This window comes from Paenibacillus sp. GYB003 (genome assembly GCF_036577625.1).
GTDB lineage: Bacteria > Bacillota > Bacilli > Paenibacillales > NBRC-103111 > Paenibacillus_AB.
In genome coordinates, this window is sequence record NZ_JARBDC010000086.1 from 1 (window position 1) to 19,391 (window position 19,391).

At 58.0% G+C, this 19,391-nt stretch carries 16 protein-coding genes and 1 pseudogene; 14 read left to right on the forward strand and 3 right to left on the reverse strand.

Translation table 11 applies throughout. The features are described from left to right. Positions 1-413: pseudogene (locus PV407_RS27225) on the reverse strand (hypothetical protein); the annotation flags it as partial. A gap of 207 nt (positions 414-620) precedes the next feature. On the opposite strand from PV407_RS27225, the gene PV407_RS27230 reads away from it, so the two are divergent. The 7 genes from PV407_RS27230 (at position 621) to PV407_RS27260 (ending at position 9,064) form a co-directional block, all read left to right on the forward strand. After that, positions 621-1,238: a 3-keto-disaccharide hydrolase gene (locus tag PV407_RS27230; RefSeq protein ID WP_332093151.1), complete on the forward strand. Its 618-nt coding sequence runs from the start codon at positions 621-623 to the stop codon at positions 1,236-1,238. 249 nt (positions 1,239-1,487) lie between these two features. Next, positions 1,488-2,966 carry a HEAT repeat domain-containing protein gene (locus PV407_RS27235; RefSeq protein ID WP_332093152.1) on the forward strand — a complete coding sequence of 493 codons (1,479 nt, stop codon included), beginning with the start codon at positions 1,488-1,490 and terminating at the stop codon, positions 2,964-2,966. A gap of 149 nt (positions 2,967-3,115) precedes the next feature. Continuing rightward, positions 3,116-4,438 (forward strand): ABC transporter substrate-binding protein, encoded by a 1,323-nt coding sequence (locus tag PV407_RS27240; protein ID WP_332093153.1) that lies wholly within the window; start codon positions 3,116-3,118, stop codon positions 4,436-4,438. 342 nt (positions 4,439-4,780) lie between these two features. After that, positions 4,781-5,509: an ABC transporter ATP-binding protein gene (locus PV407_RS27245; protein WP_332093154.1), complete on the forward strand. Its 729-nt coding sequence runs from the start codon at positions 4,781-4,783 to the stop codon at positions 5,507-5,509. 22 nt (positions 5,510-5,531) lie between these two features. Beyond that, entirely contained in the window at positions 5,532-6,896 is a 1,365-nt protein-coding gene (locus PV407_RS27250; protein WP_332093155.1) for an ABC transporter permease, read from the forward strand. Positions 6,897-6,996: 100 nt separating this feature from the next. Continuing rightward, positions 6,997-7,476, forward strand: coding sequence for a YbaK/EbsC family protein (locus tag PV407_RS27255; protein ID WP_332093156.1), 480 nt, complete (start codon positions 6,997-6,999; stop codon positions 7,474-7,476). Positions 7,477-7,738: 262 nt separating this feature from the next. Beyond that, positions 7,739-9,064, forward strand: coding sequence for an ABC transporter substrate-binding protein (locus PV407_RS27260; RefSeq protein ID WP_332093157.1), 1,326 nt, complete (start codon positions 7,739-7,741; stop codon positions 9,062-9,064). Positions 9,065-9,112: 48 nt separating this feature from the next. Here PV407_RS27260 and PV407_RS27265 read toward each other — a convergent pair whose 3' ends face one another. Continuing rightward, positions 9,113-10,021 carry a helix-turn-helix transcriptional regulator gene (locus PV407_RS27265; protein WP_332093158.1) on the reverse strand — a complete coding sequence of 303 codons (909 nt, stop codon included), beginning with the start codon at positions 10,019-10,021 and terminating at the stop codon, positions 9,113-9,115. 91 nt (positions 10,022-10,112) lie between these two features. Between PV407_RS27265 and PV407_RS27270 the strand changes: the two genes are divergently transcribed. The 5 genes from PV407_RS27270 to thyA all read left to right on the forward strand — a co-directional run bounded on the left by PV407_RS27270 (position 10,113) and on the right by thyA (position 16,851). Continuing rightward, the gene (locus PV407_RS27270; protein ID WP_332093159.1) at positions 10,113-11,591 is read left to right on the forward strand and encodes an arylsulfatase; all 1,479 of its coding nucleotides are present in this window, start codon (positions 10,113-10,115) and stop codon (positions 11,589-11,591) included. A gap of 164 nt (positions 11,592-11,755) precedes the next feature. After that, positions 11,756-12,553 (forward strand): AraC family transcriptional regulator, encoded by a 798-nt coding sequence (locus PV407_RS27275; protein ID WP_332093160.1) that lies wholly within the window; start codon positions 11,756-11,758, stop codon positions 12,551-12,553. Between the two features lie 368 nt (positions 12,554-12,921). Next, positions 12,922-14,232: an ABC transporter substrate-binding protein gene (locus PV407_RS27280; protein ID WP_332093161.1), complete on the forward strand. Its 1,311-nt coding sequence runs from the start codon at positions 12,922-12,924 to the stop codon at positions 14,230-14,232. 294 nt (positions 14,233-14,526) lie between these two features. Next, the gene (locus tag PV407_RS27285; RefSeq protein ID WP_332093162.1) at positions 14,527-15,924 is read left to right on the forward strand and encodes an extracellular solute-binding protein; all 1,398 of its coding nucleotides are present in this window, start codon (positions 14,527-14,529) and stop codon (positions 15,922-15,924) included. A gap of 93 nt (positions 15,925-16,017) precedes the next feature. After that, positions 16,018-16,851 carry a thymidylate synthase gene (gene thyA, locus PV407_RS27290; protein ID WP_332093163.1) on the forward strand — a complete coding sequence of 278 codons (834 nt, stop codon included), beginning with the start codon at positions 16,018-16,020 and terminating at the stop codon, positions 16,849-16,851. A 4-nt stretch (positions 16,852-16,855) separates the two neighbouring features. Here thyA and PV407_RS27295 read toward each other — a convergent pair whose 3' ends face one another. Continuing rightward, positions 16,856-17,542, reverse strand: a complete 687-nt coding sequence (locus PV407_RS27295) for a succinylglutamate desuccinylase/aspartoacylase family protein (protein WP_332093164.1) — start codon at positions 17,540-17,542, stop codon at positions 16,856-16,858. A 189-nt stretch (positions 17,543-17,731) separates the two neighbouring features. Between PV407_RS27295 and PV407_RS27300 the strand changes: the two genes are divergently transcribed. Together PV407_RS27300 and PV407_RS27305 are read left to right on the forward strand one after the other, a co-directional pair. Next, positions 17,732-18,151, forward strand: a complete 420-nt coding sequence (locus PV407_RS27300) for a VOC family protein (RefSeq protein WP_332093165.1) — start codon at positions 17,732-17,734, stop codon at positions 18,149-18,151. A gap of 151 nt (positions 18,152-18,302) precedes the next feature. Next, a complete protein-coding gene (locus tag PV407_RS27305) occupies positions 18,303-18,671 on the forward strand; it encodes a hypothetical protein (protein WP_332093166.1) in 369 nt (122 codons plus the stop codon). Positions 18,672-19,391: the final 720 nt, after the last annotated feature.

Genomic DNA, 19,391 nt, shown 5'->3' on the forward strand with positions numbered 1-19,391 from the left:
GCGGCGACGGGGGCCGGCGCCTGCCCGGCCGGCGTCGTCTCCGGCTGGGGCGGCGCCTCCTGCCGCGGCGCTTCGGCAGTTTCCGCCGCCGGGGAAGCGTCGTCCTCCGCCGACGCCGGCTCGTCCGCCGTCAAGACGCTTCGCCGGCCGAACGTCGACGCCTGCATTTCTTTCAAATAAGCCGGATGGACGCAGTGCGTCCGGCCGTCCTCGAATGCGATTACGGCCGTTATTTTATCGACGAAGCCGACGATTTCGCACGGCGCGTTCGTTCCGCCGCCTTTGTAGGCGAACGTCTTCGCCTTGGCCGCCTTTTCGGACAGCAACCCCCATTCTTTGCATTGCGCGATCAGCTCGTCCTCGTTTTCGAACCGGGTATAAGCCTGTGGCTCGATCAGGAATGCGACGTTCATCCATGCACCGCCTTCGGGTTTGGTTTTGAACCCATTGTAGCATGTTTTCGCCGCGAATGCTTCGGTCCGGATTATGCATCGCGCACAAATGCAGGCCGCAAAGTCGCGACGCGGTCGCAGTTTTTTTCCTGAAAAGGCAGGAGTGCGCGTACAGGGGGGCGAATAAGTAGCGGAACTTTCCATTATGTGGGACAGGGAGGAAACGCGATGAACGCATTGACCGAGAAGGAGCAGGCGGAAGGGTACCGGCTGCTGTTCGACGGCGAGACGCTGAACGGCTGGGAGGCGACGCGGAAACCGGAAGTATGGCTGGCGGAAAACGGACATCTCGTGTGCAAAGGAGGCAGCGGCGGCTACCTGCATACGAAGGAGCAGTTCGAACATTTCGAGCTCCACGTCGAATACAAAACGGCGCCCGGCGTAAACAGCGGCATCTTTTTCCGCTGGACCGACCTGGACGATCCGGTGAACACCGGGCTCGAGATGCAAATTTTGGATACGTACGACCAGGATGCGATGACGAGCCACAGCTCGGGTGCGCTGTACGATCTGGTCGCTCCGTCGTCGAACGCGGTGCGTCCCGCAGGCGAATGGAACCGAATCCGGATCGCGTGCGAAGGCAGCCGGATTGAGCTCGAGCTGAACGGCACGGTCGTCGTCGAAGCCGATATCGACGAGTGGACGGTCGCGGGGCAAAACCCGGACGGGACGCCGAACAAGTTCAAGTACGCATGGCGCGATCGGCCGCGCAAAGGCTATATCGGCTTGCAGGATCACGGCGGCTACATCGAATTTCGCAATGTGAAACTGCGCGAGTTGAAATAGGGGCCCGTCCGCGGCCCGCACGGAACCGCTCTTTACGGAGCGGTTTTTTTGTTGTGCGAAGTAGCGATTGACGGAATGAAAAATATAGAGTAAATTATATATTATATATATTATTTAAAATGGAGGTGCCACAGAGGGCGGTAACGTTCCGGCGGCTTGGGAGAACCGGACCATGTGCCGTATGGGGCGGCGGGTTTTGGAAGCGTTTTATCGAAGAAGCAGTACGGATTAAGCGGGGAGGTAGTAACGTTGATCGATTCGAACGATTTGTTGGACGATGAACAGATGGCCCGTTTTATCGCTTACGGGTACGTGCAGCTGCAGACCGACTTTTCGGAGCAATTTCATCAAACCGTCGTGCGCAAAATGAAACAGGTGTACGAGACGGAAGGCAATCCGGGCAACAATTTGGTGCCGCGCATTCCGGAAGTCGGGCAAATCTTCGAGCATCCGGTCGTCAAAGGCGCGCTCGCGAGCGTCCTCGGGCCGGATTACGTCATGCACGCCCACCGTCACGGCCATTATAACAAGCCGGGCACGAGCGACGGAGGATGGCACAAGGACAATTATTGGGGAAACGAGAAGACGCGCAATCACGTCCCTTGGTCGGCGATGATTTTCTACTACCCGCAGGACGTGACGGCCGATATGGGACCGACCGACATTATGCCGGGCTCGCAAAACCGGTACAACGTCGACCCGCGGACGGAGCCGACCGTTCCGGTCGTCGGCAAGGCGGGAACGTTCGCCTTGATCTCTTACGATATATGGCATCGGGCTACGGCGAATACGTCGCCGAACGACCGGTACATGCTGAAATTTTTGTTTTTCCGCACGGAGGCGCCGAAGCAGCCGGAATGGAACAACCGCCGGACGAAATGGCAGCCTCCCGAGCTGAAGCTTCCGGTGAAAGACAATACGCCGCTGTGGGAGTATGTCTGGAACTGGATGTCGGGAACGGCGGGAACGCCCGCCGCCCGGACGGAAGGGGCGGCGGGCGACGCCGTTGCGGAGCTCGGGCGGACGTTGATCGGCGACGACGAGAACGAGGCGCTTCGCGCCGCCTATTCGCTCGCCGCGATCGGCCGCGAGGCGATCCCTGCGCTCGTTAAAGGCTTGCGCCATTCGGCGCCGGGCGTCGTCGAGCCGAAAACGTTCTCCGTCCCGCGCCTGTCGGCGCACGGACTGGCCGCCACGGGGCCGCAGGCGATTCCGGCGCTCATGGAGGCGCTGGACGACGAGTACGAGGACAGAGACGTGCTCGGTCTGATCGCCTATGCGCTCGGCGAGATGAAGGAGCAAGCGTTTCGGGCGGTGCCGCGGCTGATCGGACTGCTGCAGGAGCCGTCCCCGTTCATACGTCAGCACGTCGTCGAAGCTTTGGGCATGATCAAGCAGCCGGCGCTGCGCATCGTTCCGGCGCTTTGCGACGCGTTGTCGGATCCGGACCCGTACGTCCGGTTTACGGCCGGGCTGGCGCTTGCCCGTATCGGGCCGGCGGCGCGTGACGCCGTCCCCGCGCTCCTTCGGGCGCTGTACGAGGACGTCTCCGCTTCGGAAACGTTTATGCCAGCGTCGCCGAAAGCGGACCGCGGCGCGAGATACGTGGCGGCGATCGCGGCGACCGCGCTGCAGCGAATCGGCACGAAGGATGCGCTCGACGCGCTGCTCCTGTATTTGCAATCGGCGCGCTGGTGTCCGGTGACGACGAAAGCTTCCACGTATTGACGATCGTTCGGCGGGCGAAGCGGCTCATTCGGGGCGACCGACGCCCGGGCCGCTTCGCGGTCGCCCATTCCTCCTCCGCAGCGCCAAGGCAATGCCGGTTACCTCCCAAGGCCGTACTTCCATTCATTTTATAAACGGGGTGTGTCGAAATGAAAAGAAGAGATCAGCTGGCCGCGCTTGCGGCACTGCTTCCCGCCATCTTTGTAAGCGCTTGCGGAGGGGCGTCTTCTCCCTCCCCCAAGGACGACGGGAAGCCCGCCGTCGCGCCTGTCGCCAATCAGCCGGTCACGGTCAAGATCGCCGTTCATGCCGGCATCGTCAACGACAACGATTTGAAACGGTTCATCATCGATCCCGTCAAGCAAAAATATCCGCACATTACGATCGAGCGGATCAATGTCGCCGACAAAGGCTCGAGCCTGAACGAGCTCGTCGCCGCGAACACGATCCCGGATATGGTGATCAACTACCCGTACAATTTGACCGATTTGACGAAGCTGGGCATCGACTATAACATGGACGAACTGATCAAGAAGCACGGCATCGACTTGAACCGGATCAGCCCGGAATATTTGGAGTCGATCAAGACGGTGACCGGGTTCAATTATTACACCGGATTGCCGATGATGAACAACACGTTCGCGCTGTTTTACAATAAAGATTTGTTCGACAAGTTCGGCGTGCCGTATCCGAAGGACGGCATGACGTGGGAAGACGCCCGCGAACTGGCGGTCAAGCTGACCCGCAACGAAGGCGGCGTGCAGTATTACGGACTGTTCCCCGACAACGTGTACCGCGGGGCGTACCAGGCTTCGCTGCCGTTCGTCGACTTGAAAAACAATAAAGCCGTCTTCCAGACGGAGGAATGGAAAAATTTGTTCCAGCTCTGGTACAGCCTGTACAAAATGCCGGGCGCCGAAATCATGCCGAAAGAGATGAATACGGTGAACGGCTTCAAGACGGGGCAAATCGCGATGTTTTCCGGCTATTCCGGGCAAATTCCCGACCTGCTGACGATGAAGGACATGAAGTGGGATATCGTCACGTATCCGACGAACAAAACGGCGCCCGGCGTCGGCCAGCGCGTCGATTCGCCGATGATGTCCGTTACGAACGCGAGCAAGGCGAAGGACGCGGCGATGCAGGTCATTTCGGTGCTGCTTTCCGACGAAGTGCAGACGGAAATGACGAAAAATTTGCAATCGTCGGTGCTCAAAGACCCGAAAATCAACGCGCAATTCGGCAAAGCGACGCCGGAGCTCGCCTCGAAAAACGTGGCGGCGTTCACGAAGCTGAAGGTCGCGGTGCTGAAGCCGTTCGGGTTCGTACCGGTCGGCAGCGCCGCGGGCATACCGATCAACGCGTTTACGGAGATGCTGTACTCGAACAAAGACGTGAACACCGTGCTGCGCGAAGCGGACGAGAAGATGACGAAGGTGATCGAGGAAGAGCTGCAAAAGCTGAAAAAGTAACCGCCGCCGCGGCCGGGGCCGCCGACTATGTCGGCGGTCTTTTTTTTGTCGACGGGCTAACGAAAGATAGGCGCTTATGGGCGGAAAATCGATCGTTTCTCCGGGCCGACGTCGGATCGGTGCGACCGGCTGTTCGCCGCATCGAGGCTATCGGGGATGGAAAGAACCCAAGTATGTTGCCGCAGCATGGTTGCAAGCCGCCGTCCATCTTCTTAACGTCGGAAAGATTAAGTTAAGATTTTCTTCATAGTTCGTTTCAAAAAGTTTAAACGTTGTCCTGTATCTTAGTAGATGTGCCGCGCGACCGGATTGCGGCGCACCAACGAATACGGAGGTAGGACGATGATCGAGGTACAAGGGGTAAGCCATCAGTTTGCGATCGGAAAAAAAGGGAAGGAGCGCATCGTTCCCGTTCTTCATCATATCGATATGCGGGTCGAGCAGGGGGAAATCGTCGCCATCGTCGGCCGGAGCGGCTCCGGCAAATCGACGCTGCTCAATCTCATTTCCGGCTACATCCGGCCGACGCTCGGCGACATCCGCGTCATGGGCCAAACGGTCACGAAGCTTAGCGAAGGGCAGTGGGCGGATTTCCGGCTGGCGCATTTCGGCTTCATGTTCCAAAGCTTTCAGCTCATTCCGAGCATGACCGCGTTCGAAAACGTCGAGCTGCCGCTCGTCCTGCAAGGGATGCGGATCGACCGGCGCAAGCGGCGGGCTAGCGACATGCTGGAGCGGGTCGGCTTGGCCGAATACGCCGGCCATTACCCGGGCGAGCTGTCCGGCGGCCAGCAGCAGCGCGTTTCCGTCGCCCGCGCGCTCGTGCTGAACCCGCCGATCGTGCTGGCCGACGAGCCTACGGGCAGCCTGGACAGCGACAACGAACGTCAGCTGCTGCGGCTGATCGGCGAGCTGAACCGCGAGCAGGGGACGACATTTTTGATCATTACGCACGACGAACAGGTCGCCGCGGTCGGGCACCGCACCGTGACGCTGCAGGACGGACGCATTCGTCCGCAAACGAACGGAAACGAATTCGACGACTTGGCGACGGCGCACGTTCGCTTTTGAGAAGAGGGAGAGGGAGATCGGGTTGAAAGTAGCGGATCAAGTCCGGTTCGTCCGGCAAAACATGAAAAAAAACAAGACGCGGCTGTTCATGACCGTGCTCGCCACGGCGATGGGCTGCGCGTTTCTGATCGTGCTGGCGTCGGTCGGCTTCGGCCTGCAGAAAAGCATCGTGGACAAAATGATCGGCGATCGGGCCGTGACGGCTATCGACGTATGGGGGAAAGAAACGGGCGGAAAAACGGTGAACGAGATGACGGACGAAGATATCCGTTATTTGCGCGGCATCGAGCATGTCAAAGCCGTGACGTACCGCAATCATGTCGGGCAGCTGCTGGCGCGAAAGGTTGACGGGGAAGCCGTGCCGCCGGGCGGAACGATCGCGGTCGACTTCGAGGCGGAGACGAAAGCCGACTTCGGCCTCAGCGCGGGCCGTCTGCCGCAAGCGGCAGACGAAATCGTCGTCGGCTACAATATACGGGAAAACCCGGAACAGGCCGAGTCCGGAAACGAAGCGGCGTCAACCGATCGGTCAAAGCCGAAGCAAAGCTCCGCGAAAGACTGGATCGGCAAAAAAATGGAGCTGACCGTCACCCATTACGCGAACGGCGTCGAGCAACGAACGCCGATCTCGGCTACGATCGTCGGCGTCACGAAAGAGCCGACGCGAGAATGGAACAAAGACAACAGCGTCTATATCGGCGAGCCGCTGCTGCAGCGGATCGAGGCGATTACCGGCACGCAGCTCGGGGTTGTCGTCAAGCCGGACCCGTCCGGGGAAGCGGCGAACGTACCGAAGCCGAAATCCCCGAACGATCCGAGAACGTACCGTCAAGTGCAGGCTTTTGCGGACAACGCGCAGTACGTGAAAGGGATCGGCGAACAAATACGCTCGAACGGGTATTTGAACCATTCGATCGCAAACGAGCTGAAGCAAGTCAACATGGTGTTTCTCATTATGAAAATCGGCCTCGTCTTCGTCGGGACGATCGCCGTATTGATCGCTTCGATCGGCATTTTCAACACGATGACGATGGCGGTCACCGAGCGCGCGCAGGATATCGGCATCATGAAAGCGATCGGCGCGCATCCGTCGGCGATTCGCCGCATTTTCCTGCTCGAAAGCGGGATGATCGGCCTGATCGGTGCCGCCATCGGCATTCTCGTCTCCTATGCGCTATCGTTTGCGGTGAACAAGACGCTGCCGCTGCTCATTCACTCGTTTCTCGAGGAGCAGGTGCCGGCCGACTTCCGCTTCTCGCTCATTCCGCCGCTGCTGACCGCGCTCGCCGCCGTCATCTCGCTCGCCGTCGCCGTCATGTCGGGAGCGCGTCCGGCGAAACGGGCGACGAAGGTCGACGTGCTGCGGGCGCTGCGCCGCGACGTATAAACGGCTTATAACCGATTTTTCCTTTGCTCGGTTCCGGCTGCGCGCGTAATCTATATAGGTATAGATATAGAAAAACTGCACGAATTCGGAGGGATTGCGGGTGACAACCGTATTGAAGGAAAGCGCGCGGCGCGTGCAAGCGTTGTTGAACGAAGCGGGCTATGCCATTACGGTCGTGGAGCTGCCGGACAGCGCGCGAACCGCCAAGGAAGCCGCGGATGCGATCGGCTGCGAGGCGGCGCAAATCGCCAAATCGATCATTTTCCGTCTCGCCGCTTCGGACAAGCCGGCGCTGGTCGTGGCCAGCGGAACGAACCGCATTGACGAGCGTAAAATCGCCGAGCTGCTGGGAGACAAGCCGGAGAAAGCCGACGCCGCGTTCGTGCGCGAGCGGACCGGCTACGTTATAGGAGGCGTGGCGCCGATCGGGCATTCGGAGCCGGTCGTCACGCTGATCGACGAAGACTTGCTCCGGTACGAAACGCTGTGGGCGGCCGCCGGCCACCCGAAAGCCGTCTTCGCTTTGACGCCGCGTCAGCTGATCGAAATGACCGGCGGCCAAGTCGTCGCCGTCAAATAACGGATCACAGCACTTCACCCCGGGATCGCGGTCCCGGGGTTTATTTGCGCGCCAACCTCCGCCGCAATCCGATCGTAAGAAATGTCAAAAAGTCCAAAGCAATTGCAATGGGAGTCCCCGCAGCCCCGTGCTAAGATGAAGAGGAACGAAGAAGCGCGATATCAAGCGATTGTAAGCGCTTTTTTCGCAGCCGCTGTCGCCCTTGGAATGACGCCGCGGCGGGCGACAGGACGGCGTCCAACTACAATCGGGGGGATCCAGAATGAGTTTGGCCCATAAAAAACGAATATCCGGTTTCGCCGCAGCGGCTATGCTGGCCTCGTTTGCCGCCGCTTGCGGAGGCGGCGGGAATCCGGACGGCGCTTCTTCCAAGGAGCCGGCCGCCGGAGCGCCGAAGGATGCCAAGGAGCCGGTGGAAATCGTCTTCTATTCGCCGAAGGCCGGACGTACGCCGGAGCAGTTCATGCAGGAGAACGGCAATGCGATCAAGGAAAAATTTCCGCACGTTACGGTCAAATTCGTCCAGTACGCGAAAGGAACCGAAACGGCCGACTTGCTCGCGTCCGGCCAGCCGATCGACATCGTCATCTCGTCGACGTCTACGATCAACGAGCTGGTCGACTTCAACCTGCAGTACGACATCACGGAGCTGATCCAAAAGCATAAATACGACTTGGGCCGGCTGGAGCCGTCGGCGGTGCAGTTTATGAAACAATATGCGGGCGGAGGCATGTACGGCCTGCCGGTCCGGTCGAACACGTTCCTGCTGTTTTACAACAAAAACTTGTTCGACAAGTTCGGCGTTCCGTATCCGAAAGAAGGCTCGACGTGGGACGACGTTTACGAATTGGCGAAAACGATGACCCGCGTGGAAGGCGGCACGCAGTATTTCGGACTTGCGACCTCCTATTCGCATATGTTGACGAACAATCAGCTGTCCGTGCCGTCCTACGACACGAAAACGGACAAGGTGATGCTCGAGGACGACAAATACAAGGCGGTCGTAAACAACTTCGTCCGCTTCTTCCGGCTCGCCGACGCGCAATATACGAACGATCTGCTCAACAAGCACGCCGATCTTTTCAAAAAGGACCAAACCGCGGCGATGTACGCCTATTACGGCAGCGATATGATCGGATATCCCGCGACGTTCGACTGGGACGTGATCGCGATGCCGTACTTTAAAGAAGCGATGGGAGTGGCGCCCCAGCAATCGCCCGCCTATTTCAGCATTACGGGAATGAGCAAGCATAAGGATCAGGCTTTCGACATTATCGCGTACTTGACGTCCGACGAATTTCAGATGAAGCAGGCGTCGGAAGGAACGCTGCCGACCGTCGCGAACCAATCGGTGCAAAGCGTCTACGCGCAAAACCAGCCTGCGTATAAAGGGAAAAACATCAAGGCGTATTTCTCGGAGAAAACGGCACCGATCTCGAACAAGGACAAATATAACGGCATCGCCGCGGGCAAAGCGAGCACGGCGTTCCAGGAAATCGTAACGGGCAAAAAAGACGTGAACACGGCGCTGAGGGACGCCGCGGAAGCCGCAAGGAAAGAGATCGAGGCGGAGAAAAGCAAAAAGTAACGGCGCGGCGGCCAAGCTGGAATCGCCGCGATCGCAAGCGCGATACCGTTACAACGTGACGGCCGAAGTCGCGGCGTTCCTGAACTGCAGCGGACTCATGCCTTCCGTTTGGCTGAAATAACGGCTCAGCTGGCTTTGCTCGCCGTAGCCGATTTTTTCGGCAATTTCTTTGACCGAGCAGGACGAATGCACGAGCATTTCTTTGGCCAGCTGAATTTTCGCTTGGCGAACGTACTCGAGCGGGGACACGCCGAGCGTTTTGACGAATAAATGGCTCAGATGGCTCGGGCTTAAATGGACGTGTCCGGCCAGATCGCGCAGACGAAGCGGCTTGTCGATATGGTGGCGAACGTAGTCGCATACTTTCATCACCCGGTGGTCGAAGCGAAGCGGTTCGTCGGGCAGATGCCTTCTCATGATCGACATGAACTGTTTGAGCCATTCGTAAAGAGCGCCTTGCAGCCCTAAAAACGAAAGCGAAATGTCGGTATGGATTATGTGCGTATGTTCGCCCGCGGGCGGCGCCTCCTTTTTGCGTGCCGTAATCAGCTCGCCCAGCAAATCGAACGAGGCGACGGCATGGCGCCAAACGTCCGTAAACGTTTGCAGGAAGGGGGAGCCGGTCAAGCTTGCGGACGGAGGCAGCCCGTACAGCGTAACCAAATCGAGGCTGCCGATTTTCAAATCGACGCACAGCGATAAGTAGCGTATGCTTTCGTTTTCGCCCTTTTTCAGCCCGATCGTCGTATTGGGCGGAAACAGGAGCAGATCGCCGGGCTTCGCCGTATGCTCGCGGCCGTGCACGGCCATTCGCCACGAGCCTTCGTATACAAGCCAAAAGATCGTATGCGGGTACTGCATGTCCGACGTATAGGTGAACGGCTTGTGCATGTCTCTGGCCCAGCGCACTTTGAACTGCAAATAATCGAGGTAGAACGATTCGCTCAGGATGAACATGGGCGAAGCCCCCTTTCGTACGTATTACTTTATCATAAATCGCCGCCGTGTACATACGGCGTTCCTACATGCGGACAGGAGATAACGGAGAATGAACAAACCGAACGTATTGCTCATCATGACGGATCAGCAGCGCTGGGATACGCTCGGCGCAAGCGGCAATCCGGCGATCGAGACGCCGGTTCTCGACGCGCTCGCCGCCGAGGGCACGCTTTTCACGAACGCGTACTCGTGCGCGCCTTCATGCATCCCCGCGCGGGCGTCGCTGCTGACGGGAATGGACCCGTGGAACACGGGCATCGTCTACTCGGCCGGCGGCGGCGCGGCGAAAGGGATGGGCGGCGGATTCGAGCATACGCTGCCGGGCGAGCTGGCGAAGGCCGGCTACCATACGCAGGGCGTTGGCAAAATGCATTTCGAGCCGCAGCGGGCGCTGAACGGCTTCCATAACACCGTACTCGACGAATCCGGCAGAGTGGGCGATCCGTCGTTCGTCTCCGATTACCGCAGATGGTTCGAGGAACGAAAGACGGGAGATTACGGGTATATCGATCACGGCATTACGTGGAATTCGTGGATGGCCCGGCCGTATCATGCGCCGGAATTTTTGCATCCGACGAACTGGACGGTGAACGAATCGATCCGGTTTTTGCGAACGCGCGATCCGGAGAAGCCTTTCTTTCTGAAAACGTCGTTCGCCCGTCCGCATTCGCCTTACGACGCCGTTCCGTACTATTTCGACCTTTATATGAGGAAAAGCTTGCCTGCGCCGTTTCAAGGCGACTGGTCCGCGGAGCACGACGTGCCGACCGACGGGACGGAAGCGTGGCGGGGGAGACGGTCCGCCGAAGAAATTCATCGGGCGCGCGCCGGCTACTACGGCAATATCAATCATATCGACCATCAGATCGGCCGGCTGTTTTACGAAATGAGGCAGATGGGCGTGTACGACAATACGGTTATCGTCTTTACGTCGGACCATGGCGATATGCTCGGCGACCATCATCTGTGGCGCAAAACGTACGGCTACGAAGGGTCCGCGCATATCCCGATGATCGTCCGGCTGCCGGCGGCGATGGCCCGGTCGCGGGCGCGCAAGGTGGAGCGGGTCGTCGGCCTGCAGGATATTATGCCGACGATTTTGGAGGCCGCGGGCTGCAGAATCCCCCGCACGGTTGACGGCGCCAGCATGCTGCCGCTCGTCCGCGGCGAGAAGACCGCGTGGCGGCCGTACATGCACGGCGAGCACGGCATCTGCTATTCGGAGCTGCAGGAGATGCATTATTTGACAGACGGCAAATGGAAATATTTATGGCTGGCCAGACGCGGGATCGAGCAGCTGTTCGACCTTTCCGCCGATCCGGGAGAATGCGTCGATCTGGCGAACGTCCCGGAATACCATGAAGAGCTCGGCCGCTGGCGTTCCAGGCTCGTCGCCCGGCTGGAGCCGAGAAACGCCGGTTTGACGGACGGCGAGCGGCTCGTATGCCAGGCGGGGAAGCCGCGCATCGTGCCGCCGAAATTCAGCGAACGCATGGAGCGGTGGAGCCGTCTTCGCGCCGGCCGTTGAGCGCTTTATCGAATATACGGATCGTTATCCGCGCATGGCGCGGATTTTTTTTGTGTAAAGGACAAGTAGAAGTTTAATAACGAACGAAAATATGGTATGATGATCGAGAACGTTTGTTCTGTTTTTTTGCGTGGATTCGATTTGGAAAGAAGGTGCATGACGACTTGTCGGACCGGTATTCAGAAATAGACGAAGTACTCGCCTATATTCATCGGCATATCGACGAGCCGCTGGAGCTGTCCCGATTGGCCGGTTACGCCGGCTATAGCCCGTATCATTTTGCGCGCATTTTCAAAGAACGAATCGGCCTGTCGCCGTTATACTATGTTTCCGCTTACCGGCTGCAGCGGGCCAAGGAGCTGCTGCTGAACACGAAGCTCAGCATCCGCGACATCGGCCTCGAGGTCGGGCAGCAAAGTCTCGGAACGTTCACCTCCCGTTTTACGGAACGGGTCGGCGTATCGCCGTCGCATTTCCGAAATTCGGTCGTTCAGGCGGACAGCCATCTTCGCGCCCTGCAGAAGCTTCGCGACTGGCGGACGGCGCTTCCGATCTTGCACCAGCACGCCCGAATCGAAGGGACCGTACGGGCGGCCGTTCCGTTCGAAGGCGTCGTTCTGGTCGGCCTGTTCGCCAAGCCGATCCCGGAAGGAATGCCGCTGCACGGTACGCTGCTGCCGTCCCTGGGCGATTTTTGCTTTACGGGCGTCAAGCCGGGAACGTATTATTTGATGGCGACTTCGGTCGCCTGGAGCTCGCGGGCAATCGACTTTTTGCTGCCGCATTCCACGCTGCGCGCCCGTTCGAAGCGGCCGATCGTCGTCGAGCCGAACGCCGTCGTCCCGCATCAAGACATCACGCTCCATCCGCCGCTTCCGGACGATCCTCCCATCCTTATCTCGCTGCCCGTTCTGATGAACCACTTTCTCGGCAGAGTCAACCAGCCGCAAATGAATCGATAGCCGAAGACCCGGAATCGTTCCGTGTCTTTTTTTTGCGTCCCGTTATCTTTATTTTGTCTTTAATTCAAAGCCGATTGACAGGCGGAGCCGTCGTCATACATAATTTAGTAAACCAGATGTGAATTACTGACGGGCAAGCTCTCGAATCGATTGCCAAATCTCGATATAAACATACAAATCAGATCGATTTTCCTGGTTTCTTCCCGACGGCTTGAAAGCGTTGTTATACATCCGGATCGATCGAAGCATCATCCGGCGGACTAACGGAACGCATCCGCAATCCTTGTTGCAAACGGTTGCATAAAGAACATCCGCCAAACGCGGACGCTTTATGAATATAACAATTGATGACGAGGGGGATTTGCAGCATGAACAAAAAAACGATCGGCTCGGCGCTCCTGTTGTTCGCCGCTTCGGCCGGCTTGACCGCGTGCGGCGGAAGCTCGGCGACGACCAAAGATACGGGGACGGCGCCGGAAGCGAAGAAGGAGCCGTTTACGCTGTCGCTGTATGCGGCCGGGGTGAGCCCGCAAGAATTCGATACCCGGTTCCGCAAAACGCTGGAAACGAAATTTCCGCACATCACGTTCAAGTACAGGACGAATCAGGCGGGAGCGACAATAACCGAGCTGGTTTCGCAAGGCGACATTCCCGATTTGATCCGCACCGATATTCCGACGCTCAAAACGCTGTATATGGATTTGGGACTCGCCTACGACATGCGGGACCTGATCAAGAAAAACAAGTACGACATGACGCGGTTCAATTCGGTCTTCACGCAGGAAATCGTCGACGTCGTCAGAACCGGGGAAGTTTACGGGCTTCCGGTTCCTCCGTACTTCCCGCAGGTGCTGTATTACAACAAAGACTTGTTCGACAAGTTCGGCCAGCCGTATCCGAAGGACGGCATGACCTGGGACGAAGTGTACGAAGTGGCGCGCAAAATGACGAGGGTCGACGGCGAGCAAATATACCGCGGCTTCAGCGCCAATACGATGGCTTGGCTGCGCGACAATCAGTTTTCGAATCCGATTCTCGATCCGAAGACGGACGGATTGTCGAATTTCGAGCGATGGAGCCAATTGTTCACGAATTTGAAACGGTTCTACGATATCCCGAACAATGCGATCGCGAAGACGGTCGGGGACGAAAACAACATTTTCTCCAAAGGCAACGTGGCGATGCAGGTGAACCAGCACAACATCTACCTCGTATTGCCGCCGGAGCTGAATTGGGACATCGTATCCACGCCGGTATTCAAGGACGGCCCGAAGCTGATGGGACAGCGCGGTCCGGCGTATTGGTCGATTACGCAGCAAAGCAAGCATAAGGACGAAGCGTTCCAGGTCATTATGGAGATGCTGTCCGACGAAATCCAGATGGAAGATTCGCGGAACGGCATTCCGACCGTGCTTACGAACAAAGACATCCAGGCGGCTCTCGGCAAAGGCCACCCGCTGTACAGCAAAAAAAATATGAACGCGGTCAACTTTTATCCGCCCGCCGCGCCGACGCCGAAGCGGCAAAGCGGCTTGGTCGATATCGCCGCCGGCACGCAGCAAAACCTGATGGCCAATACGTTCCAGAAAGTCGCTACAAATCAGGCGGACATCAACTCCGCGCTGAGGGAAGCGGACGAACAGCTGAAGAAAGAGGTCGAGAAAGAGAAGAGCAAATAAGACGCGAATGCCGGAAGCCGGGGATGCGGGCGATACGCCTGACGCCCCGGCTTTCGTTTAACGGTCCGGCGCCGGCCCGGATCGAACGTCGATGCGCGAAAGACAAAGCCGCACGCCGAATGAGTCTCGCCACGGGGGCGAGGACAACCGCCGGAACCGTTCGTTATAACCGATTGCGCGCATTGACAGGGGCAGTCCGTTCCATTAATATCGGTAGCATACGATAACGATCGGATAACAGGTTTGTATCTGGTTTATATCAATATACTATGCGACGATTGCGAGGTCATACCTATGGAGAGCCGGCAGAGCCGCAAAACGTTTCGAACGCGACTGGACGATCTGATCAATACGCTGCGGGACGAGATCGTTTCGGGGAAACGGGCTGTCGGCGAATTTTTGCCGTCGGAGAAAGCGTTTGCCGAGGAGTTCGGGCTAAGCAACCAATCGGTGCGCAAAGGGCTGGACGTGCTTGTCGAGGAAGGGCTGATCGTCAAAATCGCCCGTGTCGGCAACAAGGTGGCCGGACCGGCGGACCGCGGCGGGGCGAAGGTGAAGCTCGGCTACCATTCGTCGATCATCCGCGAGTCGGAAATCGACCGGCTGATCGCCATGTTTCAACAGGCGTATCCGCACATTCAGGTCGAACTGATTCCGCTGCCGACGTTCAGCCACGATTTGGTCAAAAAGTATATGGAGAGCGAAATGCTCGACATCGTGACGATGAACTACAACGAATATTGCGATTTTTTGGAAAGAGACAGCCGGCACTGCCTGGAGCCGCAGCCGTGCAAGCCGGGGCTGTATTCGTTTTTGACGGATGCGTTCCGAAGCGACGGCGAGCTGCTCGTTTCGCCGTTCATTTTCTCGCCGGTCATCCTTTGCTACAACCGCGACCATTTTCTCGAGCGGGACGTGCCGGAGCCGGACAGCTCCTGGCGGTGGGAGCAGCTGATCGACAATTCGGCGAAGCTGGCGGTCGAAAACGAACGGCTCGGCTTTTATTATCATTTCAGCTCGCCCAACCGTTGGCCGCTGCTGCTGCTCCAGCGCGGCGGGGCGTTCGAGCGCGGCGAGGAAGGCCGCATTCGCGTCGCCGGGACGCCGATGGCGGACGCGTTCCGTTTTTGCCGCGAGCTTCGCAATCATTTTCCGTCGCTGCCGCAAAGCATCGCCAACGGCGAAGCGGAAAATTTGCTCATGCAGGGCAAGTCGTCGATCGTGCTGACAAGCTACTTTCATTTGAACTATTTGCGGGATGCGGACGTCCCGTTCGACGTGGCGCCCGTGCCGCATTTCGGGGAGCCGAAGACGCTGCTGCTCTGCATCGGGCTGGCGGTAAGCAGCCATTCCCAGGTGAAGGAGGCGGCGCTCAAGCTGGCCGATTTTTTGACGTCGTACGACGCCCAGCTCGCCATCCGGCAAAAGACGTACAGCCTGCCGGCCCTCAAGCGGGCCGCGGAATGGATCGGCCCGGAAACGATGTACCGCCCGCCCCGGTTCGCGCTGTTTCGCGAGACGATGCCGACGTTCCATTTTTTCACCGATTTGAACATCGGCCAAAGCGAACTGACCGGGATGATGAAGGAGGCGACCCTGTATTGGGCCGGCCTGGAGAGCGAGGAGACGTTCTGCTCCCGGCTCGAGCAGCTGCCGCCGTCCCGCCGAACCGCCGCGGGCGCCCTCGCGTAACGTTCGCCCTTTTTCCTTCGTAGAGGAATCGGCCCGTTTTCCCCGAATATATAATCGGCGGTTTATATTACGAGATACAGAGGTGCAATCGCGATGGGAATGGCTGACGAGACATACAAACAATTGGTCGAAGATATTTTGGAGCACGGGGAATGGGACAAAGACCAGCAGGTGAGAACCGTATGGGCGGACGGCACGGCGGCATATACGAAAAGCTTGATTTGCAAGCAGGTTCGGTTCGACAATTCGGAAGTGCCGATATTGACCACGAAGCGCGTCCCCTGGAAGTCCGCCATTCACGAGCTGCTCTGGTTTTACGTGAAGCGGACGAGCGACTGCTCGTATTTGGACGAGCACAACGTGAAGCTGTGGAAGGAATGGACGAACGAAAACAACAATATCGGCAAAGCGTACGGCTACCAGCTCGGCAAGCCGATCATGCTCAAAGGCCGCATTACGAATCAGGTCGACCATCTGATCGACCAGCTTCGCCATAATCCGGCTTCGCGAAGACATGTCATCTCGCTGTGGAATATCGACGATCTGGACCAAATGGAGCTGTACCCGTGCGTCTGGAACAACCAATGGCTCGTCAAGCAGGGCAGGCTGCATTTGATCGTGAACGCCAGGTCGAACGATATCGGGCTCGGGCATCCGCTCAACGTGTTCCAATATCACGTCCTGCAGCGCATGGTGGCGCAAGTGACGGGGTACGAGCTGGGAACGCTGACGTTCAATATGAACGACGCCCATATCTACGAACGGCACGTCGAACCGCTTCGGGAGCAAATCGGGCGCGAGCCGTATCCGGCGCCGCAGCTTTGGATCAATCCCGACATTCGCCGCTTCGACGACTTCACGATCGACGATTTCAAGCTGATCGGCTACGACTGCCACCCGTCCGTCAAAATGGACATCGCGATCTAATCGCTCACACCAAGCGGGCCTCCTGCAAAAACGCCCGGACGATGTCCGTCTGGAAACGGACGCGCGTCGACTTCGCCATGCTCCAGCACGTTTCGACCGTAATCGCTTTTGCGTTCCATAGGCGGTATGCCGCGTGGCGGCCAGAGCCCGGCAGCGGCCTTTGCCGTACCGTAAACCGGAGCGAACGTTTCGCGATGGAACGGTTGATTCGCGATACGACGCGACCGGCCGGGCGCACCGCCGGACTGCGCGGATTGACGAGGAGCGTTTGTCCGAGCGCTCGGGGATTCAGCTTCGACAATCCGTTGGCCTCGTGAAGGTCGATGTACCAGCCCGGCTTATGGCGTTTCGCCACGGCGAGCAGCGCCGCCGATAGCGGATGGCGCGCCGCGTCGCCCCGCTTCTTCGGAAATGTGCGATTCAAGTCGGGCTTGCCCCGAATGCGCCGCCTGCGGGCGATCGCGTTGACGACCGGTACGACGATCAGCTTGCCGCGTCGTAGGCGGATCGCGCCGCCGCGCAGCAGGTCGACGATTTCGTTCGCGGCCCGTATGCCCGCGCTTTCGTTCCCGTGGACGCCTGCCGTAACCATGACGGTATTTCCGGCGCCGTTTCCGCGGACGACGTAATACGCCGTATCGTATTTCGAATGTGGGGCCAACCGATGTTTCGTTATATGCAAATGCGTCACCTCCGCATGCTTTAAAGTACGGCCGTCTGCCCCCGAATGCGATAGGCGAATGCCCCGGGGCGGCCGCGGATAGGCGCCTATTTTAGACGCCTGCGGACGCGACGAAATATAGCAATCCGTAAGAAACGGCGCTGTTCGGAAAATGCTAGAATAAGAATGCATTCCAAACCGTTAACGAGGTGAAGACGAGTGGCGCTGACGGCAAACCAAATTTTCGTCAATTTGCCGGTGAAAGATTTGAAGAAATCGATGGATTTTTACTCCAAGATCGGATTCGAGTTCAATCTCCAATTTACGGACGACAACGCCGCGTGCTTGGTGATCAGCGAGCATATTTACGCGATGCTTCTCGTGGAGCCCTTCTTCCAAACGTTTACCAAAAAGGAAATCGCGGACGCGACGCGCACGACCGAAGCGATATTGGCGATTTCGGCGGAAAGCCGGGACATGGTGGACGAAATCGTCGACAAGGCGCTGAACGCCGGCGGGCAGCCGTCGAACGAGCCGCAGGATCACGGCTTTATGTACACGCGGAGCTTCCAGGATGTCGACGGCCATCTGTGGGAAGTCATGTACATGGACATGTCCGCCGTTCAGCAGCAGCAATGAATCGGGTCGTATGCGCACGATGCGGAAGGGCGAGGGATCGGTTAACGCCGATGTCCTCGCCCGTTTTCGTCGCTGACCCTGTGACCGGGCAGGAAACTAATTCCGATCGTCATTCCATACAACGAAACGCGGGCGAAGAGGGCCCGCGTTTTTGTTTGCAATAGAGGGTTTTGCAAACGAAAAGAACGCCAAAGCATGGGGCGAGCAGCGCCTTTCGTTTCCACGTCCGGCGTATCCTAGTCCTGCCGGGCGGTTGGAATCGTATATCGACCGAACGGGAAAACTTCCGTTAATTCGCTCTCCTAGTGGCATCGCGTCGAAATACCGGGAAAAGCTCACGATAAAATGGCGCTGTATCGGCGAAATGCACGGTATGGACGAAATTAGCGGGACGTTATCCCGTTGTTTTGCCCGGAAACGGGAAGCGACCGAAAATAGCGGGAACATTTCCGTTTCGCTTCCCGCTCCGCTGCCGTTTCGGCACAACCAGGTTGGCGCAGAAAAGACAAGTCCGTCATGAGCTTCGCTTACGCGCCAAAGCCGGAGCGGGTTTCCTGCTGCCGGCGGCGGGAAATGGCGATATCGCCTCGGTTGACATGCGCCGGCGCCGTCGGGAGTTTGGAGCGGGGGGAGCGAGCATGGTGCGGAGGCGGGACGGGCCCTTGGGCGGCGCGCCGGCGAGCTGCGAGTGGACATGGCTCGTCGGCGGAAGCTGCAGCCTGCTGCTGCAGGGCAGTTCCGAGTGTCTAACGGACATGGCGGCCGCTAATAAGCCTCATTTCGGCTTATTTATATTCTAACGGACACAGGCGCAGCTATTTGGCGAAAAACCCCTTTTGGATGGCGGTACGGAGCAAATAAGCGCCGTGGTGTCCGTTACGATTGGAAAACGGCCTTTTTTCGCTAAATAAGCGCCGTGGCGTCCGTTACGTTTCGGAAGCCGACGATTTGCGCTCATCCTCGAAATCCGCCGATAGACGTGTTTCTAATCGATAAAGAATGTTTAACTTCGCTAAAGCACTAAAGCGAAGGGCGACATTGTTTACCAAGAACAAGCTACCGCCACAACACGGATGTACGTCATCGAAGAAGCTTCGATCAAAAGCTTTTCTTTTGGAAACCTAATTGTCGAAAATTCGAGTAAAGAATGCGTTTACATTATGATTTGAATATGTATATAATAAATTGTAGCTAATTGAGTTATGGCGTATCACATTGAGATACACTGCGGATAAGCAGC